Annotated in this window: 24 protein-coding genes and 1 pseudogene; 6 read left to right on the top strand and 19 right to left on the bottom strand. The window is 35.0% G+C overall.

What is annotated here, in order from left to right; genetic code table 11:
• Positions 1-9: 9 nt before the first annotated feature.
• The 6 genes from RM538_RS04445 to RM538_RS04470 all read right to left on the bottom strand — a co-directional run bounded on the left by RM538_RS04445 (position 10) and on the right by RM538_RS04470 (position 8,856).
• On the bottom strand, positions 10-1,374 hold the full coding sequence (locus RM538_RS04445; protein ID WP_311332199.1) for a quinol:cytochrome C oxidoreductase: 1,365 nt from the start codon (positions 1,372-1,374) through the stop codon (positions 10-12).
• Positions 1,375-1,401: 27 nt separating this feature from the next.
• On the bottom strand, positions 1,402-2,097 hold the full coding sequence (locus tag RM538_RS04450) for a c-type cytochrome (protein WP_311332200.1): 696 nt from the start codon (positions 2,095-2,097) through the stop codon (positions 1,402-1,404).
• Position 2,098: 1 nt separating this feature from the next.
• Positions 2,099-2,635 (bottom strand): DUF3341 domain-containing protein, encoded by a 537-nt coding sequence (locus RM538_RS04455; protein ID WP_311332201.1) that lies wholly within the window; start codon positions 2,633-2,635, stop codon positions 2,099-2,101.
• A gap of 4 nt (positions 2,636-2,639) precedes the next feature.
• Positions 2,640-4,361 (bottom strand): helix-hairpin-helix domain-containing protein, encoded by a 1,722-nt coding sequence (locus RM538_RS04460; RefSeq protein WP_311332202.1) that lies wholly within the window; start codon positions 4,359-4,361, stop codon positions 2,640-2,642.
• A 27-nt stretch (positions 4,362-4,388) separates the two neighbouring features.
• Entirely contained in the window at positions 4,389-7,463 is a 3,075-nt protein-coding gene (locus RM538_RS04465; protein WP_311332203.1) for a TAT-variant-translocated molybdopterin oxidoreductase, read from the bottom strand.
• A 67-nt stretch (positions 7,464-7,530) separates the two neighbouring features.
• Positions 7,531-8,856: a c-type cytochrome gene (locus RM538_RS04470; RefSeq protein ID WP_311332204.1), complete on the bottom strand. Its 1,326-nt coding sequence runs from the start codon at positions 8,854-8,856 to the stop codon at positions 7,531-7,533.
• A gap of 226 nt (positions 8,857-9,082) precedes the next feature.
• Here RM538_RS04470 and RM538_RS04475 point away from each other — a divergent pair, with 226 nt between their 5' ends.
• Positions 9,083-9,472 (top strand): SPOR domain-containing protein, encoded by a 390-nt coding sequence (locus tag RM538_RS04475; protein ID WP_311332205.1) that lies wholly within the window; start codon positions 9,083-9,085, stop codon positions 9,470-9,472.
• Positions 9,473-9,632: 160 nt separating this feature from the next.
• Here RM538_RS04475 and infB read toward each other — a convergent pair whose 3' ends face one another.
• Genes infB through rimP form a run of 3 tightly spaced genes read right to left on the bottom strand, consistent with a single transcriptional unit; the run spans position 9,633 to position 14,150 of the window.
• Positions 9,633-12,386 (bottom strand): translation initiation factor IF-2, encoded by a 2,754-nt coding sequence (infB, locus tag RM538_RS04480; RefSeq protein ID WP_311332206.1) that lies wholly within the window; start codon positions 12,384-12,386, stop codon positions 9,633-9,635.
• 57 nt (positions 12,387-12,443) lie between these two features.
• Complete coding sequence (gene nusA, locus RM538_RS04485; protein ID WP_311332207.1) at positions 12,444-13,676, bottom strand: transcription termination factor NusA; 1,233 nt, start codon at positions 13,674-13,676, stop codon at positions 12,444-12,446.
• A 9-nt stretch (positions 13,677-13,685) separates the two neighbouring features.
• Positions 13,686-14,150: a ribosome assembly cofactor RimP gene (rimP, locus tag RM538_RS04490; protein WP_311332208.1), complete on the bottom strand. Its 465-nt coding sequence runs from the start codon at positions 14,148-14,150 to the stop codon at positions 13,686-13,688.
• A 160-nt stretch (positions 14,151-14,310) separates the two neighbouring features.
• Between rimP and RM538_RS04495 the strand changes: the two genes are divergently transcribed.
• From RM538_RS04495 to RM538_RS04515, 5 genes are all read left to right on the top strand, one after another.
• On the top strand, positions 14,311-15,132 hold the full coding sequence (locus RM538_RS04495) for a universal stress protein (RefSeq protein ID WP_311332209.1): 822 nt from the start codon (positions 14,311-14,313) through the stop codon (positions 15,130-15,132).
• Positions 15,132-15,743 carry a hypothetical protein gene (locus RM538_RS04500; protein WP_311332210.1) on the top strand — a complete coding sequence of 204 codons (612 nt, stop codon included), beginning with the start codon at positions 15,132-15,134 and terminating at the stop codon, positions 15,741-15,743. Before RM538_RS04495 ends, RM538_RS04500 begins: the two co-directional genes overlap by 1 nt.
• 3 nt (positions 15,744-15,746) lie before the next feature.
• Positions 15,747-17,222: an amidohydrolase family protein gene (locus tag RM538_RS04505; RefSeq protein ID WP_311332211.1), complete on the top strand. Its 1,476-nt coding sequence runs from the start codon at positions 15,747-15,749 to the stop codon at positions 17,220-17,222.
• 133 nt (positions 17,223-17,355) lie between these two features.
• Positions 17,356-18,273 (top strand): NAD(P)H-dependent flavin oxidoreductase, encoded by a 918-nt coding sequence (locus RM538_RS04510; protein WP_349254602.1) that lies wholly within the window; start codon positions 17,356-17,358, stop codon positions 18,271-18,273.
• A gap of 32 nt (positions 18,274-18,305) precedes the next feature.
• Positions 18,306-19,676, top strand: coding sequence for a vanadium-dependent haloperoxidase (locus RM538_RS04515; protein ID WP_311332213.1), 1,371 nt, complete (start codon positions 18,306-18,308; stop codon positions 19,674-19,676).
• Between the two features lie 153 nt (positions 19,677-19,829).
• On the opposite strand, the gene mddA is transcribed toward RM538_RS04515, so the two are convergent.
• From mddA to RM538_RS04570, 10 genes and pseudogenes are all read right to left on the bottom strand, one after another.
• The gene (gene mddA / locus RM538_RS04520) at positions 19,830-20,567 is read right to left on the bottom strand and encodes a methanethiol S-methyltransferase (protein ID WP_311332214.1); all 738 of its coding nucleotides are present in this window, start codon (positions 20,565-20,567) and stop codon (positions 19,830-19,832) included.
• 12 nt (positions 20,568-20,579) lie between these two features.
• Positions 20,580-21,158, bottom strand: coding sequence for an OsmC family protein (locus RM538_RS04525; protein ID WP_311332215.1), 579 nt, complete (start codon positions 21,156-21,158; stop codon positions 20,580-20,582).
• Positions 21,159-21,263: 105 nt separating this feature from the next.
• Positions 21,264-22,130: an AraC family transcriptional regulator gene (locus tag RM538_RS04530; protein ID WP_311332216.1), complete on the bottom strand. Its 867-nt coding sequence runs from the start codon at positions 22,128-22,130 to the stop codon at positions 21,264-21,266.
• 231 nt (positions 22,131-22,361) lie between these two features.
• Positions 22,362-22,982: a MarR family transcriptional regulator gene (locus RM538_RS04535; protein ID WP_311332217.1), complete on the bottom strand. Its 621-nt coding sequence runs from the start codon at positions 22,980-22,982 to the stop codon at positions 22,362-22,364.
• Positions 22,983-23,031: 49 nt separating this feature from the next.
• The gene (locus tag RM538_RS04540) at positions 23,032-23,295 is read right to left on the bottom strand and encodes a DUF2024 family protein (RefSeq protein WP_311332218.1); all 264 of its coding nucleotides are present in this window, start codon (positions 23,293-23,295) and stop codon (positions 23,032-23,034) included.
• Between the two features lies 1 nt (position 23,296).
• Positions 23,297-24,022 carry a hypothetical protein gene (locus RM538_RS04545; protein ID WP_311332219.1) on the bottom strand — a complete coding sequence of 242 codons (726 nt, stop codon included), beginning with the start codon at positions 24,020-24,022 and terminating at the stop codon, positions 23,297-23,299.
• Between the two features lie 68 nt (positions 24,023-24,090).
• The gene (locus RM538_RS04550) at positions 24,091-24,324 is read right to left on the bottom strand and encodes a thioredoxin family protein (RefSeq protein ID WP_311332220.1); all 234 of its coding nucleotides are present in this window, start codon (positions 24,322-24,324) and stop codon (positions 24,091-24,093) included.
• A gap of 77 nt (positions 24,325-24,401) precedes the next feature.
• A complete protein-coding gene (locus RM538_RS04555) occupies positions 24,402-24,737 on the bottom strand; it encodes a gamma-glutamylcyclotransferase family protein (protein ID WP_311332221.1) in 336 nt (111 codons plus the stop codon).
• Between the two features lie 242 nt (positions 24,738-24,979).
• Positions 24,980-25,909, bottom strand: a pseudogene (locus RM538_RS13440) (DUF5677 domain-containing protein).
• 233 nt (positions 25,910-26,142) lie between these two features.
• Entirely contained in the window at positions 26,143-26,631 is a 489-nt protein-coding gene (locus RM538_RS04570) for a hypothetical protein (RefSeq protein ID WP_311332224.1), read from the bottom strand.
• Between the last annotated feature and the right edge of the window lie 75 nt (positions 26,632-26,706).

Raw genomic sequence — 26,706 nt, forward strand, 5'->3', positions numbered from 1 at the left:
TCAAATTAATTAATAATGAAAATGCTTACTCTCCTTAATAAATGGATTGCGCTTCGCTAGTAATGGTGCTTTTGTTAATGCTGTAAACACAATTAATACAAATAATCCAAAGAAGAAAAGTAATGATCCTATTTCTGGAAGTCCTATAAACCAAGACTTACCAACAGTTCCAGGCATTACCATGTTAAACACGTCTATATAGTGCCCAGCTAATATTACAATTCCAGTTAAAATTACAAACCAATTAACACGTTTGTAGTCACTATTCATTAACAATAATACTGGGAATATAAAGTTCATTGCTAGCATACCGAAAAATGGTAAGTTGTAATCTTCAATTCTAGTTACAAAGTATGTTACCTCTTCTGGGATATTAGAATACCATATCAACATAAATTGTGAGAACCATAAATATGTCCAGAAAATACTGAACCCAAACATGAACTTAGCTAAGTCATGAATATGGCTGTCGTTAACATACTCAAGATACCCTTGCGCCTTTAATACAATTGTAACCATTGCAATAACTGTTACTGCGCATACCATCATCCCTGCAAATACATACCATCCAAAAAGAGTTGAGAACCAATGTGGATCAAAGCTCATAATCCAATCCCACGACATCATAGACTCTGTATATATAAAGAATACTAAGAATCCAGCTGAAAGTTTAAAGTTTCTTTTAAACCAACGGTTATCTTCTGCATTGTCATGATTTTGTTGCCATTTTCTTGAAAAATGACGGTATAAGTTAAACCCTAATAAGTAAATTACAGCTCTGATAAGGAATCCAGTAGAGTTTAACCATCCTTTTTTACCATCAATAAGTTTATCGTAATGATCACTATTTGGATCTATTAATTCTGGATCCATCCAGTGGAATATATGATTTACATGAAATACTGAAAGTAATAGTAATATGATTATAATTGCCGATGCCCATGGTAAATAGGCTGTTATCCCTTCCATAACTCTAAAGAGCACAGGAGACCAACCTGCTTGTGCAGCATGCTGTATTGCATAAAAGGCTAAAGTTCCAAGTGCAATCATAAAGAAAAAGAACGATGCAATGTATAATGCAGACCAAGGTCTGTTTTGCATTTGATGTAATGTATGCTCTAAATGTGCTTCTTCACTATCGTGACTTCCTTCACCATGACTAGTTGCAGTTTCTTCATGTTGATCTGTTGATTTGGTATCATGAGATGAATCATGCGTTTCACCTCCATGACCATCATCATGGTGAGCCGCCATCATTTCTTTAACTTCTGCAGTAGTAGAAGGAGTACTCATGTAACCCATTCCGAATAGTAATGCACCAATCACAATAAATATGATTGAAAAAAGTCTTAATTTACTAGGTAGCGTATACATATCTTAGCTATTCTCTTTTAATATTGTTTATTCTTGGTCTTCTTCGTTGTTATCCTCTTCTTCATCTTGATTTTGGTCTCCTTCATGAATATCATCAAGCATTGTTTCAACTATAGCATTTTCTCCAGCTAATGAATCACTTCCAGCAACTGGCTCCAATAACGGCTCTCCTTTTAGTGTTGCTTTTAGGTTCATTACGTGTTGTGTAATTTGCCAGCGTTCTTCTTCATTGGTTTGAGATGCATAAGATCCCATCGAATTAAGACCATACATCTGCACGTGATAAATACTACCTTCGGTAATATTTCTTCCTGGGTCTGCATAACTTGGTATCCCTAAGAATTTTTCACGCTTCATTAATATTCCTTGACCATCTCCTTTATCTCCATGACAAACCGCACAATATATTGTATATAGGGCAGCTCCTTCTGCAAGATTCTCTTCAGTTACTGGTAGAGGATTTTTTAATTCTGCTCTTGCAAGTTCTAATCCTGCCGTTGTATTTTCATAATCGTATGGTTGCCATCCTCTTGGTATGGTTCCTTCTACAGGAAGTAATGCTTCTTGGTTTCCAGGAAACACTTCATATTCACCATAGGTTTCATACCCAATTGGTTCATACATATTTGGCATATATTGGTAATTAGGTCTATTATCATTTTGACAAGAAACCAAAGCCAATACAGCTAGTAAACAAACGCCTATATTTAATAGTTTTCTCATATTAATGGTCGTCTTCTTTATCAATTAAACTAATTTCCAAGGCTCCTGTATCGTATAAAAACTTACTTAGTTTTTCCACATCATGACTTCCTGCGTCTATAGCCATTAAGAAATGGTCATCTGTAGTACGAACATCTGGGTTTTCTGCTTTCTTGAATGGCCATAATTTACTTCTCATATAGAAGGTAATTACCATTAAGTGTGCTGCAAAAAATACTGTGAGCTCAAACATGATAGGTACAAAAGCTGGCATATTTTCTATGTAGCTAAAACTTGGTTTACCACCAATGTTTTGCGGCCAGTCTTCAATCATTATAAAATTCATCATAGTGATTGCAACAGTAAGCCCAACCAATCCATACATGAATGAACAAATTGCTATACGAGTAGGTGCTAAGCCCATTACTTTATCTAGCCCGTGTACAGGAAAAGGAGTATACACCTCTTCAATATGATAACGCTCATCTTTTACCTGCTTTACAGCCTGCATTAAGATATCATCATCGTTGTATATAGCGTGAACCACTTTCGAAGCCATATTCTTAGTTATTTTTAAGTTTAGATGCCTGTCCAGCCCAGTCATCACGTTTTGCTCTTCCTGGGAATTCATTAATGATACTGTCCAGTAAATCGTATTCTTTATCGGTCATTTTACTTACTTGATCAAAAGTGTAAATACCTAATTGATTTAGTTTTTGTTCCATCACAGGACCCACCCCACTAATTTTCTTTAAATCATCTGCTTGTTGTGTAGCAGCATCAAACGTACCCATAGTACTAAGAAGCTGATTTAAATTTTCTTTAGTCTCTTCTTCTGAAGCCTCAACTTTAGGAGCACTTCCAGTTTTTGCAACTTCATCATAATGCTTTGCATCATCACCTTTTTCTGCTCTCAATTTTTTGTATTTACTTCCAGAGGACTTCAAGATAGACTTTACCTCTGCCTGTGCAATTACAGGGAATGTTCTAGCATAAAGTAAGAACAACACAAAGAAGAATCCAATTGTTCCAATAAAGATTCCAATATCTACAAAAGTTGGAGAGAACATTGTCCAAGAAGATGGCAAGTAGTCACGGTGTAGTGAAGTTACTATAATCACAAAACGCTCAAACCACATTCCTATATTTACAACTATAGAGATAAAGAAAGAGAACATAATACTTCTTCTCAATTTTGGGAACCACATAAATTGTGGAGAGAATACATTACATGTCATCATTGCCCAATAAGCCCACCAATAAGGTCCTGTTGCTCTATTTAAAAATGCATATTGTTCGTACTCAACACCAGAATACCAAGCAATAAATAGCTCAGTAATATATGCCACACCAACTATAGAACCTGTAATCATAATTACAATGTTCATTAATTCAATATGCTGTATTGTGATATAAGCTTCTAGATTAGAAACCTTACGCATAATTATTAATAAGGTGTTTACCATGGCAAAACCAGAGAAAATCGCCCCAGCAACGAAGTATGGAGGGAAAATTGTGGTGTGCCATCCTGGTATAACAGAAGTAGCAAAGTCAAAAGATACAATAGTATGTACAGATAGTACAAGAGGTGTTGCCAATCCAGCTAATACCAGAGAAACTTCTTCAAAACGTTGCCAATCTTTTGCACGCCCACTCCATCCAAATGATAATATACTATATACTCTTTTTGTAAATGGTGTAATTGCTCTATCACGAATCATTGCAAAATCTGGTAATAAACCTGTCCACCAGAATACTAAAGAAACAGATAAATAAGTAGAAATTGCAAATACATCCCAAAGTAATGGTGAATTAAAGTTTACCCATAAAGAACCAAATTGATTAGGAATAGGTAATACCCAATATGCTAACCAAGGACGACCCATGTGAATAATTGGAAATAAACCTGCTTGTATTACAGAGAAGATAGTCATCGCCTCTGCAGAGCGGTTAATTGCCATTCTCCATTTTTGACGGAAAAGTAGTAGTACAGCCGAAATTAATGTTCCTGCGTGACCAATACCTACCCACCATACAAAGTTGGTAATATCCCAAGCCCAACCTACAGTTGGATTAAGTCCCCAAGTACCAATACCTGTTGAGATAGTATAAATTATACAACCCAATCCCCATAAAAAGGCAATAAGTGAAATTGAAAAAACAATCCACCATGATTTATTAGCTTTTCCTTCTACAGGAGCAGCAACATCCACAGTTACATCGTGGTAGTTTTTATCTCCTAAAACTAAGGGTCTTCTAATAGGTGCTTCGTAATGCGACGCCATATCTTTATTTACTATTTCTTAGTTAGTTTAAACTTCTTTAGTATTTCTCACTTTGGTCTTGTAGAATACATTTGGTTCTGTACCTACCGCTTCAAGTAAGTGATACATTCTATTATCATTCTTTGAAGTATATATATCACTATCGTGATCGTTTATATCTCCAAAAACTAATGCTCCACTATCACAAGCAGCAGAACACGCTGTTTTAAATTCGTTTGGTTTTACGGCTCTCCCGTCTCTCTTAGCATCAAGAATAGTTTTCTGAGTCATCTGGATACACATAGAACACTTTTCCATAACTCCACGAGAACGTACTACAACATCTGGGTTAAGTACCATTCTACCAAGGTCATTGTTCATATGGTAGTCAAACTCATCATTCTCATTATACAAGAACCAGTTAAAACGTCTTACTTTATAAGGACAGTTATTTGCACAATAACGTGTACCTACACAACGGTTATACGCCATGTGGTTCTGACCTTGACGTCCATGTGATGTTGCCGCAACTGGACAAACAGTTTCACAAGGAGCATGATTACAATGCTGACACATTACTGGCTGGAACGCCACCTGCGGATTTGCTGCAGGATCTTCTAATTCTCCAAAACCTCCTAATGAACCATTATCTCCAGTTAATCCAGAGAAACCTTCTTTTTTAGCAAGGTCACTATCAAAAGAGTCTTCAGATGAATAGTATCTATCAATACGTAACCAATGCATATTTCTACTCTTACGCATCTCTTGCTTACCTACAACAGGCACATTATTTTCAGCGTTACATGCAATTACACATGCACCACATCCAGTACAAGCATTTAAATCTATAGATAAGTTAAAGTGATGTCCTACAGAACGGTCAAAAGGTTCCCATAAATCTGCATCTTCTGAAGTTACAGGAATTTCTTGATGATCTTTAGATACCATTGGCATTGGGTTCCAATGCTCAACATCTTTTGTATTAAATATTTCTAATGTTGTTTCGCGAATAATATCACGACCCATCATTGTGTTTTGTAATTGAATACAAGCAAACTCATGATCTGCACCAGAAGCTTTTTCAATGCTTACATTTTGTACCGAAGAAAAGTTTTGATACAACGCATATGCATTAACACCTGTTTGCATTTGTTCTTGAATCGCAGCAGTTTTACCATATCCTAATGCTAAACCAACCGAACCTTTTGCTTGCCCTGGCTGAATTAAAACAGGAACATTCTCAATAGTAACATCTCCCATCTTAACGTGTACCTTACTACCATTTAAAGCACCATTAGCAACGTTATAGTTTTCTAAACCATATGCTTCTGCATCTGCCTTAGAGATTGTAAGATAGTTATCCCAAGTAGTTCTTGTAATAGGATCTGGCAATTCTTGTAGCCAAGGGTTATTAGCTTGTTGCCCATCTCCTAAACCAGTCTTGGTATATAAGGTAAGTTCTAATCCTCCATTTTGCGAAGTAGCAGCAAAAGCACCATTAGATGTCATGCTTTCCATACTATCTTCTCCAGAAGCGGTTACTTCTTCTACAGAGACATCTGCAGTACTTTCAAAAACTCCAGCTTCTAATGTTTTATTCCATGAAGCACCTCCTAAAACTGTACTCCAAGTTTCTTTAATGTAATCGTAATATTTTTTTGAATTTCCTGTCCATTGCAGCAAGCTATCTTGAAATTGTCTTGTATTAAATAATGGACGGATTGTAGGTTGCATTAAACTAAATGTACCTTTCTTGATTTGAGCATCACCCCAAGATTCTAGGTAATGTGGGGTTGCGGCAACTAATTGAGAAACACTTGCCGTAGCATCTTTCTTCATTGAAAATGCCATTGACATTTCAAGATTCTTGTAAGCTTCTTTAAGACCCTTTGCAGGGAATGAATAAACTGGGTCAACACCAACAGTAATAATACCTTTTACGGTACCAGAAAGAATACCGTTCATTACACTTGCAACTTGTGCAGCATTTCCTTGGCGTGTCATTCTAGGTTTTGCAGCATCCATGGCCTTACTTGCAACTCCTTGATTGTAAGCTAGCACCATTTTTTGAACGGAAACATCTGGGCAACCCGTTACAAGTACTCCGTTAGCACCTGCATTTCTAAGTTGCGCCTTTGCATTATTTACAGCCTCGGCTACTTTTTCTGAAAGACCCGAAGTACTTCCATTTCCGGTTAACGCTTTTACAATTTGAAGTTGTTGACTTGGTGTTACTGGCACACGCTTATCTGCATTTGCACCACTTAATGTCATATTTGCCTCAAACTGAACATGACGAGACATTTTACCTTTTTTAGGAACTCTTCCTTTGGCATAACCACCTTCATAACCACCACCTTGCCAATCTCCTAAGAAATCTGCACCAACAGATACAATTACTTCAGCTTTTGAAAAATCGTAATCTGCTAATCCGCGAACTCCGTATGTAGATTGAAAGGCCTCTAAGGCTTCAGAAGAAGATACTGTATCGTAAACCACATGACGAACATTTGGATACTTAGCAGTAAATTCTTTAATAAGTTTTGAAGTAGAAGGACTCGCAAAGGTTTGTGTTAATAACACAATATCCTTTCCAGTCATCTCATTCATTTTTTGAGCTACTTTAGTATCAAACTCTTCCCAAGTAACTTCAGCACCATCTACTAATGGCGCTTTTAATCTATTATTATCGTATAACGAAAGTACAGAGGCATGCACACGAGCATTTACTCCTCCAGTTTTTGATAAATCGTTGCGTTCTATTTTAATAGGACGCCCTTCTCTAGTTTTTACAAGTACATTAGCAAAATCAAAACCATCTGCTATCGTTGAAGCATAATAATTAGCTACTCCTGGAACAATCTCATCTGGTGCAACAACGTAAGGAATCGATTTGATTACCGGCCCTTCACAGGCAGCTGCCGCAGCTGCTGCAGTTGTAAAACCAACATATTTTAAGAAATCACGACGTGTTGTAGAAGACGCCTCTAACGTTTCTTTATCGCCCAAAAATTCATCTGTTGGGATGGGTTCTACAAACTCATTTTGTTGTAGCGTCTCAACAATAGAGCTGTTTTCGTTTAGCTCTTCAACACTTTTCCAGTATTTCTTGTTTGATGCCATAGTATATAGTACTTGTTATCTTTTATTTATTGTTCTTCAGAAAAACTGAAGAAGAAAAATCTAATTATTAATAGTGACATTTACCACATTCCAGTCCACCCATTTGAGCAGCTGTTAATTGATCCACTCCATATTTCTTAGAAAGCTCATCATGGATTTTCTTGTAGTAATCGTTTCCTTGTAAATTTACATTAGTCTCTCTGTGACAGTTTATACACCATCCCATTGTAAGCGGAGAATACTGATACATAATCTCCATTTCTTCTACAGGACCGTGACATTTCTGACATTCAACCCCTGCAACAGTTACGTGTTGTGAATGATTAAAGTATGCAAAGTCAGGTAAGTTATGAATACGCACCCACTTTACAGGTTTTTCTTCTCCTGTGTAAGATTGTGTTGTTTCATCCCAACCAACTGCCTCATATAACTTTTTAATTTCTTTATTGTAATCTACACCGTATTCGTTTTGTCCTTCTGCGTAGGTATCTTCAGAAACCTCCGCAATGTTTTTGTGACAGTTCATACAAACATTAAGAGAAGGAATACCTGAATGCTTACTCTTTCTTGCTGAAGAGTGACAGTACTTACAGTCTATTTGATTTAAGCCAGCGTGAATTCTATGCGAATAATGAATAGGCTGTACTGGAGCATACCCTTGGTCTACACCCACTTGCATAAAATACCCATACATGAAATATCCTGAAGCAAGTAATAAGAAAATTGCTGTCACGAATACCATAAATTGATTTTCCACAAAAGCCTTCCAGATAGGCGTTCTTTTCTCTTTAGGAGCATACTCAACACCATTAGCAGCAGCAATCTTTTTAAGTGTTCCATTTACTAAGAACAACATAATTACAAGTAAAGCAAAGATTACCGCAAGACCTCCAAGAATAATATTGCTCGAAACACCTGAACCACCATCAGTTCCGCCCTCACCATCAACAGTTGCTACTGCAGGTTCAGGCTTAGCGGTATAGGTATATGCAATTATATTATCTATATCCTCATTAGTCAACGCAGGGAAAGCCTGCATAACAGACTTATTATATTCTTCAAAAATGGCATTTGCACGTGCATCTCCACTAGCTATAAGCTCTGAACTATTTTTTATCCATTTATAAAGCCATTCTTTTTCATATTTGTCGCCTACACCAAATAAAGCAGGACCAGTAGCTCTCTTATATAGCTTATGACAAGCAGCACAGTTTGCTTTAAAAAGTTTCTCTCCAACAGCAGCATCTCCACCATTACTAGTTGCTGGTGCAGTTTCTTCGGCTGGTGTTTCTGTTGCGTCCTGCGCAAAAGAGGTAGTTGAAAAAGTGAGTACTAATGCCAATAATAGATATGGCAGCTTTGTGGATAGATTTCGGTAAATTACCTTTTTCATACTAATGGTTAATTATTGTCCATAGTTTTGGCATGTAATTAGTTACAAAATGCTATATAAAAACAGCAAAAAACACATGCCTCAAATAACAGCACAAAAGTACGGCATACAATCGATTTTAGAAATGCTAATAAAGTGTTAATCGCTAATTTATATTAGTTCTAAATAATAAATTTACCTGTTTAAAAGTTATTATCATTTACATTTGCAACACAAAGCTATTTTTATGAAGTTTAGAAACGTTTTTAATTTACTAATAATCAGTTTTTTACTATTAGTCACAACTCATACTGCTGATGCACAAGAAGGAAGTGTTACAATAAATCAGGATTCAAAAATCCCAAAACTATTAACACTCAAAAAATCTTTAGAGAAGGATAATAAATTGACTGATGGATACACAATCCAATTGTATTATGGTGAGTTAAATAAAGCCAATAGCGTAATAAGAAAATACAGAGGCATTTACGGTGCTTGGCCTGCTTCTATAGAATATGAAACGCCTAATTACAAGGTTTGGGTTGGTAGTTTTGCAACACGACTTGAAGCAGATAGAGCACTTGTAGAAATACAGGATAATTTTTCTTCTGCATTTATTTTAAAGCCCAATAAGTAATTCTAGCTAGATTAAAATTTCAGTATAGATTTATTCTCAATACAGTTCAAAATGGAAATTTAAACCATTCGAATTGACGAAAATATTATAAATAAAAAAGCCTTCAATTTATATAAATTGAAGGCTTTTTACTGCTTTCTTTTATTGAAAAACTAAAACCTTATTTCAGTTTTTTCTTAACAGCTACTTCTTGGAAGGCTTCAATAATATCACCTTCTTGTATATCATTATAGTTTTTAATTTGTATACCACAATCATATCCTTTAGAGACTTCTTTTACATCATCTTTAAATCGTTTAAGCGATTCTAACTCTCCTGTAAATACTACGACTCCCTCTCGTATAAGACGGATTCCAGAGTTTCTAAAGATCTTACCACTCATCACCATACAACCTGCAATAGTTCCAATTTTAGAGATTTTAAAAGTTTCTCTAATTTCTGCAGTACCTGTTACCTCTTCTTTCATTTCAGGAGACAACATTCCTTCCATTGCATCTTTAAGGTCGTTAATTGCATCATAGATAATTGAGTATGTTCTGATGTCAATTTCTTCTTTATCTGCTATTTGACGAGCATTCCCCATTGGGCGTACGTTAAATCCAATAATAACTGCATCTGAAGCTGAAGCCAATAACACATCACTTTCTGTAATAGGTCCAACTGCTTTGTGAATTATATTTACTTGAATTTCTTCAGTAGAAAGTTTTTGGAAACTATCTGTTAATGCCTCAACAGATCCATCCACGTCTCCTTTAAGAATAATGTTTAATTCTTTAAATTCTCCAAGTGCAATACGTCGTCCAATTTCATCAAGGGTAATATGTCGTTGTGTTCTTACAGATTGTTCACGTTGTAATTGTGTACGGCGACTTGCAATATCTTTTGCTTCACGCTCATCGTTAAACACATTAAACTTATCTCCTGCTTGTGGTGCCCCATCCAATCCTAAAATAGAAACAGGAGTTGAAGGGCCAGCTTTTTTAATTTTCTTTCCTCGCTCATCGTGCATTGCTTTTACTTTACCACTATGCTGACCAGCTAATACATAATCCCCAATCTTTAAAGTTCCTCCTTGTACTAATATTGTGGAAACATACCCACGACCTTTGTCTAAGAAAGCTTCTACAACAGTACCTGTCGCTAACTTATCTGGATTAGCTTTAAGCTCTAATAATTCTGCTTCAAGTAATACTTTTTCAAGTAACTCATTTACTCCTTGTCCTGTCTTTGCAGAGATATCATGCGATTGGATTTTACCTCCCCAGTCCTCAACAAGAAGATTCATACTTGCTAAACCTTCTTTAATTTTGTCTGGATTTGCTGTAGGCTTATCTATTTTATTAATTGCAAAAACAATAGGTACTCCTGCAGCTTGAGCATGCGAGATTGCTTCTTTTGTTTGTGGCATAATATCATCATCTGCAGCCACTACAATAATTGCTAAGTCTGTTACTTGTGCTCCTCTAGCACGCATCGCCGTAAAGGCTTCGTGACCAGGTGTATCTAAGAAGGCAATTTTTTGACCATTTTCTAACTCTACACCATAGGCGCCAATGTGCTGTGTGATTCCTCCCGATTCTCCAGCAATTACATTCTCTTCACGAATATGATCCAGTAAAGATGTTTTACCATGATCTACGTGCCCCATAACAGTTACGATAGGTGCTCTTGCCTCTAAGTCTTCTGGGTTATCTTCTTCTACTTGTATAGACTCTTCAATGTCTGCTGTTACAAACTCTACTTCATATCCAAACTCATCTGCAACAATCGAGAGTGTTTCAGCATCAAGACGTTGGTTCATCGTAACCATCATTCCTAGCGACATACATGCCGAAATAATATCGGTCACGGGAACATTCATCATAGTTGCAACCTCACTTACAGTAACAAACTCTGTAACTTTAAGTAGCTTACTAGCTGCTTCCTGTTGTGCAAGTTCATCCTCTGTTTTTTGACGGTGACTATCTCGTTTCTCTCTACGATATTTTGCTCCTTTACCTTTACTAGATTTACCTTGCAGTTTCTCTAGAGTTTCACGTACTTGCTTTTGTACTTCTTCTTCACTAGGCTCTTCCTTAGGAACATTTGAGCGCCCTCTTCCTTTGTTTTGACCTCTGTAATTGTTTCCGCCAGCATTTCCTTTTACAGGACCTTTACTTATACGGCGTCTTCTACTTTTACGTTCAGGTTTCTTAGTGTCTTTCTTTTCTGTTTTCTTCTTTTCAGGTTTTTTAAACTGAGTTAAATCAATTTTTTTACCTGTAAAATTAGGGCCATCTAGTTTTTTATAATTGGTTTCAACAATATCACTTTCTGCCTTAGTTTCTTCTTTAGGCTCCTCTGAGCTTTCTTTTGGAGAAGCTTTAGCAACTGGCTTTTCTTCTTTTTTAGGTTCTTCTTTAGGCTCTTCAGCTTTCTTTTTTGGTTTTGCAGCCTTAGCCTCTTTCTTTACTTCTTTCTTAGGAGCTTCTTTTTTAGCTACCGGTTCTTCCTTCTCTACTTCTTTTTCTTCTTTAGAAGTTTCTTCCTTAGTTTCTTCCTTAGTTTCTTTAGAAGGCTTTTTAGCGTCAAGATCTATTTTACCAACCTGTTTTGGACCGTCTAGTTTGGCTTCAGCTTTAACTACTTTGTTTGCTTCACGTTGCTGTTTTTCTTCTAGCTCACGCTCACGCTCCAAACGAAGTTCTTCTTTTTCCTTACGTTTTTCTTCCCCAACTTCTTTGGACTCAATTTTTTTAGACTTATCGGTTTGAAATTCGTCAAAAAGTACTTGGTACTCTTCGTTAGAAATTTTGGTAGTAGGGCGCGCTTCTATCTCGAAACCTTTGGAACTTAAAAATTCCACGGCACGATCCAGCGAGATATTAAACTCACGCAATACTTTGTTAAGCCTCATTTTTTTTGCTTCAGCCATAAAATGCTTCTCTATTTTCTTTATTGTAATATATGTTAAAGGTAGCTATTATACTAACTACTCTTCAAATTCTTCTTTAAGGATATTAACAACCTCAACAACTGTTTCCTCTTCGAGGTCTGTTCGTTTTACCAAGTCGCTAATATCATGTTCTAAAACACTTTTTGCGGTGTCTAGTCCTATTTTTTTGAATTCGTCAATAATCCATTCTTCTATTTCATCAGAGAATTCTCTTAATTCAACATCTTCTTCTGCTCCTTCTCTTAATACATCAATTTCATATCCAGTAAGTTGCCCTGCTAGTCTAATGTTATGACCTCCACGACCAATTGCTTTAGACACTTCTTCTGGCTTTAAAATAACCTCTGCACGTTTTGTCTCTTCATTTATTTTTATTGAAGTTACTCTTGCTGGGCTTAATGCTCTTGTAATAAACAACTGTAAATTATTAGTATAGTTTATTACGTCAATATTCTCGTTACCTAGTTCACGAACAATCCCATGAATTCTAGACCCTTTCATCCCAACACATGCTCCAACAGGATCAATACGATCATCATAAGAATCAACCGCTACTTTTGCTTTTTCTCCAGGAATACGAACTACTTTTTTTACATTTATTAGTCCATCAAAAACTTCAGGAATTTCTTGCTCAAATAGTTTTTCTAAGAACAATGGATTAGCACGAGACATAATAATTGTTGGCTTGTTTCCTTTAAGCTCAACCGACTCAATAACTCCTCTTACGTTATCTCCTTTTCTGAAAAAATCTGAAGGAATTTGCTTGTCTTTTGGTAAAATAATTTCGTTCCCTTCATCATCTAATAATATGACAGCTCTATGGCGAATGTGATGCACCTCTGCGGTGTAAATATCACCTTCCATATCCTTAAACTGCTTATAAATTATAGTATTATCGTGTTCATGTATTTTTGAAATTAGATTTTGGCGTAACGCTAAAATAGAACGACGTCCTAAATCTATTAACTTTACTTCTTCAGAAACATCTTCTCCAACCTCAAAGTCATCTTCTATTTTACGGGCTTCTGATAATGAGATTTCTTCGTTAGGTTCCTCTACCTCGCCATCTGCAACAACAACACGATTTCTCCAAATCTCTAAATCTCCCTTGTCTGGGTTTACAATTATATCAAAGTTATCATCACTACCATATTTTTTCTTTAGGGCACTTCTAAAAACTTCTTCCAGTATCGCCATAAGCGTTACTCTGTCAATTTGCTTATCGTCTTTAAATTCTGAAAAAGAATCGATTAACGCTAAATTTTCCATGTCATTCTTCTAATTAAATGTTACCATAACTTTTGCTTCTACAATCTCTTTATAAGGTAAAACAGCTTCTTTTTGTACTGTTACTTTTCCTTTACCTACAGGTTTGGGTTCTCTTGTTTTCCATTTAAGGGTAACCGCCTCTTCATCTACATTGGTCAACTCTCCTTCTACAGTTTTACCTGCTTCAGTCTTTACTTTAAGCTTTCTCCCTACATTTTTTTTGTATTGTCTAGAAAGCACTAAAGGCTCTGAAACCCCAGCAGACATAACCTCTAAAGAAAAGTCTTGCTCCTCTCTATCTAGGTTATGCTCAATAGCTCTACTAATTGCTATGCAATCTTCTACTTTAACACCTTTATCTCCATCTATGGTTACTCTAATTTGATTGGTTTCAGTAATACTTAAATCAATCAAAAAAAGTGATGGGTGTTCTTTTAGCGCTTTAGAAAGCAAATTTTCTACCTTTTCCTGCATTACTTTTTGGCTATAAAAAGAGGGGACTTTTCGTCCCCTCCCTTTGTGCGTCTTAAATTCGGTGCAAATATATCACATTTTTTAGGATAAAAAAAACTGTTGCACAGCGATTTATTTTTCGTACCTTAATGCTACTTTATTTTAATCAAACCAAACACTTATGGATCGCATTTTAGTACCAACAGATTTTTCCCCTCAAGCAGAAAACGCATTAAAAGTTGCTGCTCAAATTGCCAAGAGAAATAGTAGTGAAATTTATCTTGAACATTCCCTTAATCTACCTACACACATTAATGAAACTGCAAAAAGAGGGCCTATGCCAGAGTCCCTCGCATTTGTAAAACTTGCAGAGGAAAAGTTTGAAGAAATATTAAAGAAACCCTACTTAGCAGAAGTTGCTGTTAAAACTGCTGTAGGCCATAGTGAAATCTACGAAGACATAAATCAAACTGTTAAAGAAAAAGACATAAACCTTATCGTTATGGGTTCTCATGGCGCAAGCGGGTTTAAGCAAATGTTTATAGGTAGTAATGCAGAAAAAGTTGTAAGAACAGCTTCCATACCTGTTTTGGTGATTAAAAACGAGCATCCAAATTTTGAGGTGAATGATTTTGTATATGCTTCAGATTTTTCAGATGAAAATATTCCAAGTTTCAAAAAAGCTAGAGATTTTGCTGAAGCCATTGGCGCCACTCTTAATTTACTTCATGTAAATACGCCTAGTGGCTTTAAAACTTCTGAAGACGCCAACAAACTTATGCATCAGTTTTTAAACAAAACAAAAACTAATAGCGCTGAGCTTCATATCTATAACGACCTAAGTGTTGAAAAAGGAATACTCAACTTTGCCAAAAACAATAAAATGCAATTAATAGGCATGAGTACGCACGGTAGAAAAGGGTTGGCGCACTTTTTTAACGGAAGTATTAGTGAAGATTTAGTTAATCACGCCAATATGCCCGTAATTACTTTTAAAATATAATGAGACTTTTTTTATTAGGGTTTATACTATTTTTCTTTTTGAAATGTGGTTCAAAAACAACAAATACTTCAAAAGATATTATTAATAGCGCGGATACTGAAGTTACAGAAACCAACTCTAACACGAATGATGTAATTATTTCTGAAGAAACTACATTACCTCCCGGCGCTGTAATTGGAAACTATATTAATAAAGAAACCTCTTTTTACGCTTTTGTAAAAAAAATAAACAAAAATAAAGGAATCACATCCATACATTTTGAAAACAACTACACACCACCTATTCTTATTAAAGAAACGTATGGAGCAACTATAGAAACACTTCGGTTTCCAGAATTTGAGAGCGACTTATTGTTAGTAACAGCAAAGCTAAAAGATCCCATCTTCAACAAGTACTTTTTGTATCAGTTTAAAAACGGTAAATGGGTTTTAGTAGTCAATGGTTTTGCTATTCATGAAGACAATATTAATGAAGTATCAACACCTATTGAAGTAGACCCAAATAACCCTAACAATATGCTTAGGTTTTACTCTGTTTTTGACTTGGATAAAACATCAGACAAAGGATACACCTGGCGCTTATTACAAGAAAGTGTACCTATTATTAAATAAGAAATGGCATTACAAGATAAAACTATATATAACTGCCACACACATATATTTACTATAGACCATGTGCCTAATGAGTTTGCTAGAACGTTTGTTCCTAGTTTTTTAGCAAAGGTTTTAACCATAAAGTTGGTAAAATGGTATTACTCTACTCTTACAAGCAGAGGAAGTTATAAGTATAAAAAATTTAGGCATAGCCTTAAAAAAATTAAATTTGGAATTCTTCGGTTTTGCAAATGGACAATCGTTTTATATTGGGTATATGCAATTGTAGCACTTGTCTTAAAATGGTGTTTTAACGTAATAACAAATATCTTACGGGTTGAGTTTTTATTCAGTAAAGAATTTAAACAAATTAGAGACCGTTTTATGACGCTTGGTCGGTATTCCCTTCAGTATAAAACCCAAGGTAGAATTTATGATTTGTTAGAAAAAACCTATGCTCAGAATACAAAGTTTGTAGTCCTTTCTATGGATATGGACTATATGGAAGCTGGAAAAGCACAAACACCTTACTTACAACAACTTGAAGGACTTAAAAAAGTTACAAAAACAAATCCAGATTTACTTCCTTTTATATTTATTGATCCAAGAAGGATTAAAGAAACCACAAACAAAAATGGCTTCGAAAACTTTCAATACCGCGTAAAGTCTGAAATAAGCAAAGGGATTTTTTCTGGTATAAAGCTATACCCCGCTTTAGGCTACTATCCTTTTGACAAAGATTTAATTAAAAGTTACCTTTTTGCGCAAGAACATCAAATCCCTATTATGACACATTGTATTGAAGGGACTGTTTTCTATCGTGGCAAAAAAGAAGACAAATGGAATGAGCATCCTATTTTAAAGTATAATAAAAAAGGAACCAAAAACCCACAACCTATTCCTTTACCACAGACAGGTAACTATCAATGGACAACCAATTTTACACACCCACTTAACTATCATTGCTTGTTAGACAAAGAGCTACTTTCTTCTTATTTAGGGTACGAATGTGATTTAAGTAAACTTAAAATTTGTTTGGCGCATTTTGGCGGCAGTAAAGAATGGTATAAATACGAAGTAGATGGCTGGAATAACTATAATAAAAATATAAGCCACGCTTCTGTGGAGCATTATAATAGAGTGAAAAACACATTAAATCATAAGAGTAAGCGTACCATTTGGTGGAATGCAAGTTGGCTTTCGGTTATTTATGACTTAATGATTAAGTATGAAAATGTCTATGCAGATGTAAGTTTTATTTTATTTAATGAAGACTTATTCCCTATGCTAAAGTTTTTATTGCATGACTCAAAGGTTTCACACAAAATTCTATATGGAACAGATTATTATGTAGTTGCTCAAAAAACAACCGAAAAATCTCTGCATCAAAATTTACGCTCATATATAGGAGAAGAATTGTTTTATAAAATAGCCCACGATAATCCTAAGCGATATTTACATTCATCATTTAAAACACATTTGGACACGCATTTTTAATTTTTAATTATAAAAAGGTATAATTTGTATCTTCGCAACTACTATGCGCGCATAGTAACTCAACTTTAAACAAAAATATATTTTGAAAAAATTAGCTTCTCAAGGCATTTCACTTCCCGTAGTTGCCGCACCCATGTTTTTAATTTCTGGACCCGAATTAGTAATAGCAAGCTGCAAAGCTGGTATAGTTGGAACGTTTCCAGCTCTTAACCAACGTACAACCGAAGGTTTTGAAGAATGGGTTATCCAGATAAAACAAGAACTTGCTGCTTGGGAAAAAGAAACAGGTAAAAAAGCAGCTCCTTTTGGAGTAAATATAATTGTACATCATACCAACCCTCGTGTGGAGGCTGATTTAAAAATTTGTGTAAAACATCAAGTTCCGTTAATTATTACTTCGCTTGGAGCCGTACAACAAGTAGTACAAGCTGTACATAGTTATGGAGGTGTTATTTTTCATGATGTTGTTAAACGAAGACATGCCGAAAAAGCTATTGAAGCTGGAGTAGATGGTCTTATATTGGTTTGTAATGGAGCTGGAGGACATGCTGGCGTATTGCACCCAGTCCCCTTTATAAATGAAATAAAATCTATCTTTGATGGTACAATTTTACTTTCTGGATGTTTAAGTACTGGACGTGATGTGGCAGCAGCCACACAAATGGGAGCCGACTTTGCCTATATGGGTACTCGTTTTATTAACACCCATGAAAGTAAGGCAAGTGAAGAATACAAACAAATGATAATTGACTCTAGTGCAGACGACATTGTTTATACCGCTGCTATCTCTGGTGTGCCTGCTAATTTTATGCGCAAAAGCCTAGAATCTATGGGTATTACTAAAGAGCAATGGGAGCGTAAAGCTAAAGTAGATTTCGGAAAAGAATTAGACAGCGAAGCAAAAGCTTGGAAGACACTCTGGTCTGCTGGGCAAGGCGTTTCTGCTATACAAGATACTGTTTCTTTAGAAAAGCTTGTTTCTTCTATGAAAAAAGAATTTAAAGAAGCGATTAATGAGCAAGCTAAACTATTGGAACAATATAGAGTCTAAAAAAATGTAAACAACTAACTCAACCAATAACTATGAAGACAAAAGCAATCAAAATCTTTGTGGTATTAGTAGTCTTATCTGCCATTTTACAGTCGTGTTCTAATGACGACCTTAAATCAGATGATGAAATACAACTAATTAGCCAAACAACAGAATTAATCACTCAATGGAACTCTCAATGGCTAGCTATCGATAGGTATACAGAGAACATGAGACCTAACACAATTGCACGCGCTCTAGCTTACATTCATTTAGCAGGGTATGAGACAGCTGTAGTAGACATGAATGGCTACACCTCTAATTCAAATAGGCTTCAAGACTTTAATATCGATTTTAATAGAAGAGAAGACAATGTAGACTTAAACTTAGCCTTGAACGCTACATATGCAAAAGTTGCAGAACACTTTATGTTTAGTGTAACTCAAAATGCAATTGCTGAAATAAGCACACTATATGAAGAAAACAAAATTGAGCTCTCCACAGGATTATCACAATCTGAAATAGACAACTCTATTAACTGGGGAACCTATGTTGCAGAAACCGTTATTGCCTATAGCCAGACAGACTCTGAAGCTGAAACTCAAATAATAGACCCAAACCCAGCATCTTATGTACCTCCCGTTGGAGATGGCTTATGGATTGCAGGGGAAGGCGAAAGTGCTTGGTTTCCTTATTGGGAAAGCGTGAGAACTTTTGTTATTGGATCTAATGAAACTTCCAGTATTGCTCCAGATGCTGAATATAGTACAGAAACATCTAGTAGGTATTATACAAAAATGGATGAAGTAAACGTAATTTGTACTACCGCAAGGTTAGAGGACAATGAAGATTTATGGATTGCAGAATTTTGGTCAGATGATGTAGAAGGCTTAATGATGAGTCCTCCAGGCAGACAATTTTCTATAGCGAACCAACTAATTTTACAAGAAGAATTAGATTACGAACAAACTTTAGAGCTTTTACTAAAGTTAGGATTTGCAATAAATGATGCTGCAGTTTCAGCATGGGCAGATAAATATACTTACAATACACAGCGCCCAAGCACTTATATTATTGAATACATAAACGAGGATTTCACAACTAATCTTGCAAGATTTATTTCTTCGCCAAATCCAGCATTCCCAAGCTACCCATCAGGGCACGCTACTTTTGCTGGAGCAGCCGCAGGAGTTTTTATTGATCATTTTGGTGGGGATACTATTAATTTCACAGACAGAACACACGAAACTAGAAGTGAATTTAGAGGGCTTTCAAGGAGTTACAGCGCTTTTTCTGAAATGGCCGAAGAAAATGCATATTCAAGAGTACCGCTAGGTGTCCATGTCCAAGTTGATAGTGACGAAGGACTGCGTTTGGGCTACGAGATAGCCGAAGCTGTAAGTAGCTACAATCTGTTTAATTAGAAGTAAAATAAAAATATTACCGAGTGTTTGTATATAGAAAATTAGCTATGATTTTCCGCTCTAACCGAAAGATAGTAAATTGCACTATGAATTCCGATTAGGAATACAGGTTCAATGAATTATATACATTGTTAGGCATAGTTTTTTCTACATCTACCGCTTGTTTTTAGTGAAAGGAATAATCATTGGCACTTCTTTTTGGTACGTTTCATATTTTTCTCCAATAAATTTACGAAGGTCTTTCTCCTCCAAATATTTTACAGCTATAAAAATGTAAATAGTGGTTACTAATGAAAATAGTAAATGCCCAACTGTCATAGTAGGTGTTGCCCAAAAGGCGATTATAAAACCTAGCATTATGGGATGTCTAACAATTTTATATAAATAGTTGGTTTGAAATTTTGGGTTAGCAGTTTGTTTGTTTTTTAGATTATCGAAAATTTGGGATAATCCAAAAAGCTCAAAATGATTAATCATAAATGTAGAAAGTAGAACAATAAGCCAACCTAGAAAAAATATTCCAGTTATAATACTAGAAAGAATTGTGTTTTCGGTTTTCCAAACTATAGTTGTTATTGGTTGCCATTGCCAATAGATTAAAATTAGAGCTAAACTAGATAGCAGAATGTAAGTGCTACGTTCCATAGCTTGACTAAAAATAGAATTAAACCATACTTTGAATTTTGGTCTCGCCATTATACTATGTTGTAAAGCAAAAACACTTAATAAAATTACATTGATAAATATGGAAGAATACATTGTAGTTTCTGTACCAGAGTCTATTGATTTTGGGACAATAATATTACCTACAAATCCAATGGCATATAGAAAAGCAATTAGAAAGACAAAATATGCTACAATTCCATATAATAAGATGATTGATTTTTTCATAATTTATTGTTTTTAGTTTTTGATTTTAACGACTGTATTTAAAGTAATTGGAATGCCTTTTTTTATAGTTTGATAGACAATACAGCTACGTTTTGCTCCTTCTATTAGTTTATGTAACAGCTTTTCATTGGTGTTTTTAGAAATAATTAATGCATCAATATGCATAGATTGAAACTCAACTGGAACAGATTTATCAATCATTAAAGTTCCTCTTACATCAACTTGAGCCGTTGCGTTTATTTTTGTTTCAATAAGTTCTATTCTCAATTTATTAGAAATCAGCCTGATAGTGCTTTCAAAACAAGATGCTAGCGAAGCACAAAGTAAATCTCCAGGATTTGGAAAATCGTGGTCGCCTCCAACTGCTTTATGAACTCCAATTTTAAAAGGAATCTTCATTTTATCATTTATGGAAACTGATGTTCTAAATGGGTCGTGTAAGTTTATTCCAATAACCTCTGCAGAATCAGTAATCCAGGCAGATGTGGAATCTTTTAAATATTTTTCATTAAGAACTAAATGTCTTTGGTGAACAATGGAAGTGACTTTATACGATGTTGTATTCTTGGTTGAAAATTCTTGATTTGGCATCACATCATTTTTTTAATTTACTAATGATGTAAAGGTTGTATTTATATTGCCAATCAGGATTTCTTAAAAGCCCAAATAATGTTCTTAAAGGTTCAATAAATATAGTTACGCTTCTTTTTTGAGTATTCTATAACTATTGGGCGTTACTTTTGCGACCTTTTTAAAAGCTTGTATAAAATGGGAATTATTTTTAAAACCACATTCATAACCTACCTCACTTACCGTTAAATTTGTACCTAATAGTAGTGTTTTAGAGTGGTCTAGCCTTTTGTTGATTAACCACCTACTTGGTGTTGTATTAAATTTATTTTTAAATTCACGCTTGAAAGAAGATAGACTTTTTCCACAAAGTTTTGCGAAATCAGCTATTTTTAAATCGTATTGAAAATTTTCTGTCATTATATTTTCAATAGTTGTTTTACTGTTTTGCATTATTGAATTGAAGAATAACAGCAGTTCTTTATTGTTTGAATTAAGTACGATATTGAAGAGTAATTCTTTAAATTTAATTTCCACTAATTCTTTAGGCATTTCCACTTCTTGGTTTAAATATTGGAATATACTTTCAATTAGTGTTTTAAATACATCATTAGTAGTAATGTCGAAAATTTGATTATACTCTTTCTTATTATTGAATTCTCTTTTAAATGTTGGATTCTCTGAAATAAACCTTTTAATGAAATTGTCATTAATGAAAAATAGCATTACACAATACTCACTTTCTAAATATTGCTTTGTAGTATAAACACCTTTTCTAACAAATAGAGTGTCACCAGCAATAAGTTTGTGTGTTTTTTTTGAAGTAATCCAATCCTTTTTTCCGCTAATGACATAAGTAATTAAATGATTTTCAATCCACAATTGATACTCTTCAATATTGAGAGGACATTTATATTCTACGAACAAGAAATCATTTCCAACAAGCTTGTTGAATTTCGGATGATTTTTAAAGTATTCGTATGCATTAATCACTATGTAGTTTTCAGTTTTCTTAAATTATACCTAACGGTTTTGTATAACGTTTGTGGCGGTTTTGCGGCTTCAGATTCGGAAGCTGGTTGCCAAAGGCAAGCAAGCAGCAGCGGAGCTGCGTGAGAATCAGAAGTTACGGCAAAGCCGCTTTACTAATACGTTCCGATAGATAAAGGTATGTTTTTTTGTTGGATTTAATTTCAAGCTAGCACTAAGACTAGCCATAAGCCGTTATGCGTTGTTAGCCACTGGTTTTTCTTCATATTCTGGGCAATCTAACCGAATTTCAGTCGTCTTTAATTCCTTTTTAAGTAGGTTACAGAAATCCGTTCCGTTATTTTTTTTGTAAAACGTACAACCATAACAAGTCCGTTGCACGGTTAATATTCCGCTACTGTTTAATTTGTAAATAAGTTCGCTAATTGTGCCGAATAGGCTTTCCAATTCGTTTTCGTTGAACTTGTCTATCTGTTTTTTTAGAGGTTTAGCAAAATCATTTGTTTCTGTTACCAATTTTTTCCCCAATTCGCTCAACTGTAGTGAGTAGCTACGACTGTCCGAAGATGAAAAGTCTTTTAAAACCATTCCTTTCTTGTCCAAAACCCTAACCGCATCGCTAATAGTTGGCTTAGTTACATTGAATTCTTTTGCCAAATGGCTCACATTGCACAATTCCTGTTTGTGGAATGCTATGAAAATTAGTATCTGAATTTGGATTGGGCTTAAACCTACCAATTTGGCTTTTTCCCACAACAATACTTTAAAAACTTCTGAAATCCGTTCCAATCCTGCAACGATTTTGCTCGAAGTATCTATTTCCTGTTGTTTTGGGTTAAATAAGCTGTTATCCATAAAAAAGTCCCGTTTATTGAACGGGACAAAGTTAGCAATCCTAATTAAATTAATCGCAATTTTCCATTTCAATGATGTGAAAGCCAACATTTTCAATAGATGTAATTATCTGTTCGGTAGCTTGTTCTATGTGGCAGAACCTACATTCTTTTGCCTTTAGATGATTTGCGGTAAAGGGTTTTGTTTTTAGATATTTCTTTCCGAAACCAAAAATAATTTCTTCGTCAGTAACTTCACTTGGCACGAGAATATCAAAATGCATCACTTTTCCATCTTCTCGCTGAATGTAGGTATCCCAAACTGAAACTTTCATTCTATTGTTTTTTTACGGTGTAAGGCAATGATAAATCGCCACTTGCAACGCTATACACTTCATAAACGCCCAACATTGGCATATTCTCTTTGCTCGTGTTCACTCGCATAAACGCCGTAACACCATCGTAATTGAAATTTGATTGATTATTCATTCTGTAATTCGGAACGATGACCTTTATAGTATTTCCCATCGTGGTTACAGGAAATCCTGGTGAGTCCATATACATCGGCATTCCTGGGTTTGTTGGTGGTAATACGACCGTTTTGTCCGCTTTTTTGAATTGTTTTACCGAAAGTCCACCTGCGACCCTTTCGTCTTTGGTCAAGACCACCCAATGTGGATGCCATACAAGTCCGTCATTGTCAAAAATCTTGTCGTTGTTTTCATCCCAAAGTGGTGTGTCGTCAAAATCGGGATGCGAGGTTAGGGCAAGGGCAACAATGCCATCGGTCTGACCAAAGCCTACATCGGTCGGTTTTAGACTGGTTGGGAACACATAACCCAAAACTGGCGCACCATCTAATTGGCCTACCTTTGTTGGTGTAGTTTTTCCTGCTGTTCCGTTAACATCAATTTCCCAAACGGTTATTCCCGAATCAGATTTATTGGTCACACGAACTTCTTTTATGGCAAAGTCATCGTTTTTATATTCACTTTCCTGTGCACACGACTTTGTTGTGCTGAAAAGCATTGTTGCTGAAAGTAATAATACTATTGATTTCATAATTATAGATTTTAAAAGTTAGGATTCCAATAAATATTTAGGAATCCTAACTATTTTGGTAAAAAATATTAACTTTTTACATCGTCCATTGATGCACCAAAGTTGATGTGCAAGGTATTTCCATTTGGTGTTACCAAAGCTGGTACAGATTTTACGCCTGCGTTTTCAGCTTCTGTAATTCGCGACCTGTTTTCGCCAATGTGAACCACTTCCACATTGTCTGCTCCGATTAAGTTTACGATGTCCTGTTCTGCACTTACACATACTGGACAACCTGCGTGATAAAAAATTGATTTGCTCATTTTCTGAATGAATTTAAACTGTTATTGCATTATTGCCCTGCAAATATAGTAAGGATTCCTAACTATACAAATTAAATTCAAGATTTTACATAGATCCAACCTTGTTTTCCCGATTGAAATGTTGCTTTTACCCTTTTGTAATCAGCTACTTCGTACAAATCTGCTTGCTTTAGTTCTTCTGTGGAAATTTTGAAAAGTGTTCCTTTTACTTTGTCGTTTGGGTCTTTGCTTGGAACAGCAATTGGATGAAACTCCTGTTCGCTTTTTTCAAGAACAGTCTTGTCGGTTATTTGAAGCTGTTCCAATTTGTAGCCTGTAAGTAATTCCTTTGTTCCTTTCAGTTCTCGCCCAAATGATTCGAGTTGCACCTTTTCAAGTTGAAGTGTTCCGTATGAAAACAAAAGTTCATTCATTTGCAGGATGTTTGTTTAGCTTGTGGCTAACGGTCTTGTATATGTTTTGTGGCGGGACTGCGGCTGATTCGGCAGGCTGGCCGCCGAAGGCGGGCCCGCAGCTGCGGAGCAGCGTGAGAATCAGCTAGCGCAATGGCGCCGCGCCGACGGTTTTATCCGTTGGACCAATTTACGATTAATTGGGGAGATTTAGATTTATCCGGAAACGAGCCATAAAATATATGCAGTGTTAGCTGTAGTTATTACTCTTTATAATTAATAAACTGCTTATCATTCAATTCAATAAAATCTTCTCTTATTGTCAAATACCATTCACTAAAACCTTTTTTCTCATTAGGAATTCTTTTGTCTACAAAACTAGTTAGCACTTCAAGTAAAAGAGAAATTGCAGTTTGGGCAACAGGTTGTGTATCCTTGAAATTTCTTATTTGAATAATTTGTGCAGAATTATCTTCAACATGGGCCATTCCTTTAAATAAGTCTTGAGCATGAACTGTTTGCGAATACTTTCTATAGTAGAATTCATATCTAATCGTTTTCTTTAAATACTCGGCTAGTTCAAAGATGTTGTTTGGTCCGTTATATAAAGAATACCAAGATTTTACTCTGCCTTTATTTTTTCTTTTAGTTCTTAAATACTCCTCTTGAACTTTTATAAATTCTTTCTGACCTAAAAGGCTTTTTTTGCTTTTAATAACGCGTTCAAAATTGGGATGATCAAAGTATTTTCCAAAATCAGTTTTTAAGTTATCTTTCTCTAATTGAATTTTGAATTGATTTGAACTGGGTTCATCATTCATAAATTTTGAATAATGTTTGATTTGTTCATTTGTGATATAAACCATTTAAGATAAGGCTCTTTGTTTTTCATTTTTTTCTAGCATGTAAGCTAGTGAAAGTGAGTTTTCAATCAGAGATCTTAGCAATATCTTTGATGGTTCAATTGATGAATTACGTATTAGAATCGAAATGGAATCCGAAATTTCGAGAATATTCCTTAAAAATAATGTTGGAACATTATTGTCTTTTCCTTCTCTCTTGACTTTGGTATCAAGTTCGACAATATTGGTTCCATAATAAATAACTTGATTCAATAAATCAGAAAAATGATTTTGGACTTTAATTAAGTATGGATCTCTTTCTAAGGGCAGTAAATCATCTAATGGTTTCACGATTTTTTAATAATTACAGCTAACGGTCTTGTATATGTTTTGTGGCGTGACTGCGGCTGATTCGGCAAGCTGGCCGCCGAAGGCGGGCCCGCAGCTGCGGAGCAGCGTGAGAATCAGCTAGCGTAATGGCGCCGCGCAGACGGATTTATCCGTTAGGGCAATTTACGATTAATTGGGGAGATTCAGGATTAGCAGGAAAGAGACATAAAATATATGCATTGTTGGCGGTAGTATTATTTGTAATTAACTTTTCCTTTTTCTAAAAAATCTATCATATATCCAGCTATTCGAGTTGTTGGGTATTCAATTACCTTTTCACCTTTCGAAATTCTAAAACTTTGATAATTTCCTGCTAAGATTATCATTTTACTTGCATTATTTTTTTGATATAAAATTTCTCGAAGGAACTTTTCCTTAGATACTACAAAGGAAGTGTCAGCATAAATATGTTTTTTTTCATAAAAATCTTTAGTGTTAGTTTTTATATTAACTGAATCTTTATAAACCTTTATGTCCGATGTTGCTAAAATTAAATTTCTATGACCAAAGAAAATTTCGATTTTGAAATTATTATCGTTTGAATTTTTGATATTGCTTTCTATAAAATTAAGCTCATTTGAAATATCAAAATAGTGTTTATTCTTTTCTCTATAGCTCTTGACACTACAGGAACAAAATATTAAGAGAAAGATGGTAAATAATAAAGTTGATTTTAAATACATATTCGACTATTTATTTTGAGCAATATATTCAGGTTTCTCAATTCTAAATAGTATTAATGCGTGAATAGATATTTT

The sequence above is a fragment of the Patiriisocius hiemis genome, from assembly GCF_031846325.1.
Lineage (GTDB): Bacteria > Bacteroidota > Bacteroidia > Flavobacteriales > Flavobacteriaceae > Patiriisocius_A > Patiriisocius_A hiemis.

Coding starts and splice junctions, on each gene's coding strand:
- RM538_RS04445 (WP_311332199.1), bottom strand. CDS start 1,374: ATGTATACGCTACCTAGTAAATTAAGACTTTTTTCAATCATATTTATT.
- RM538_RS04450 (WP_311332200.1), bottom strand. CDS start 2,097: ATGAGAAAACTATTAAATATAGGCGTTTGTTTACTAGCTGTATTGGCT.
- RM538_RS04455 (WP_311332201.1), bottom strand. CDS start 2,635: ATGGCTTCGAAAGTGGTTCACGCTATATACAACGATGATGATATCTTA.
- RM538_RS04460 (WP_311332202.1), bottom strand. CDS start 4,361: ATGGCGTCGCATTACGAAGCACCTATTAGAAGACCCTTAGTTTTAGGA.
- RM538_RS04465 (WP_311332203.1), bottom strand. CDS start 7,463: ATGGCATCAAACAAGAAATACTGGAAAAGTGTTGAAGAGCTAAACGAA.
- RM538_RS04470 (WP_311332204.1), bottom strand. CDS start 8,856: ATGAAAAAGGTAATTTACCGAAATCTATCCACAAAGCTGCCATATCTA.
- RM538_RS04475 (WP_311332205.1), top strand. CDS start 9,083: ATGAAGTTTAGAAACGTTTTTAATTTACTAATAATCAGTTTTTTACTA.
- infB (WP_311332206.1), bottom strand. CDS start 12,386: ATGGCTGAAGCAAAAAAAATGAGGCTTAACAAAGTATTGCGTGAGTTT.
- nusA (WP_311332207.1), bottom strand. CDS start 13,676: ATGGAAAATTTAGCGTTAATCGATTCTTTTTCAGAATTTAAAGACGAT.
- rimP (WP_311332208.1), bottom strand. CDS start 14,150: ATGCAGGAAAAGGTAGAAAATTTGCTTTCTAAAGCGCTAAAAGAACAC.
- RM538_RS04495 (WP_311332209.1), top strand. CDS start 14,311: ATGGATCGCATTTTAGTACCAACAGATTTTTCCCCTCAAGCAGAAAAC.
- RM538_RS04500 (WP_311332210.1), top strand. CDS start 15,132: ATGAGACTTTTTTTATTAGGGTTTATACTATTTTTCTTTTTGAAATGT.
- RM538_RS04505 (WP_311332211.1), top strand. CDS start 15,747: ATGGCATTACAAGATAAAACTATATATAACTGCCACACACATATATTT.
- RM538_RS04510 (WP_349254602.1), top strand. CDS start 17,356: ATGTTTTTAATTTCTGGACCCGAATTAGTAATAGCAAGCTGCAAAGCT.
- RM538_RS04515 (WP_311332213.1), top strand. CDS start 18,306: ATGAAGACAAAAGCAATCAAAATCTTTGTGGTATTAGTAGTCTTATCT.
- mddA (WP_311332214.1), bottom strand. CDS start 20,567: ATGAAAAAATCAATCATCTTATTATATGGAATTGTAGCATATTTTGTC.
- RM538_RS04525 (WP_311332215.1), bottom strand. CDS start 21,158: ATGCCAAATCAAGAATTTTCAACCAAGAATACAACATCGTATAAAGTC.
- RM538_RS04535 (WP_311332217.1), bottom strand. CDS start 22,982: ATGGATAACAGCTTATTTAACCCAAAACAACAGGAAATAGATACTTCG.
- RM538_RS04540 (WP_311332218.1), bottom strand. CDS start 23,295: ATGAAAGTTTCAGTTTGGGATACCTACATTCAGCGAGAAGATGGAAAA.
- RM538_RS04545 (WP_311332219.1), bottom strand. CDS start 24,022: ATGAAATCAATAGTATTATTACTTTCAGCAACAATGCTTTTCAGCACA.
- RM538_RS04550 (WP_311332220.1), bottom strand. CDS start 24,324: ATGAGCAAATCAATTTTTTATCACGCAGGTTGTCCAGTATGTGTAAGT.
- RM538_RS04555 (WP_311332221.1), bottom strand. CDS start 24,737: ATGAATGAACTTTTGTTTTCATACGGAACACTTCAACTTGAAAAGGTG.
- RM538_RS04570 (WP_311332224.1), bottom strand. CDS start 26,631: ATGTATTTAAAATCAACTTTATTATTTACCATCTTTCTCTTAATATTT.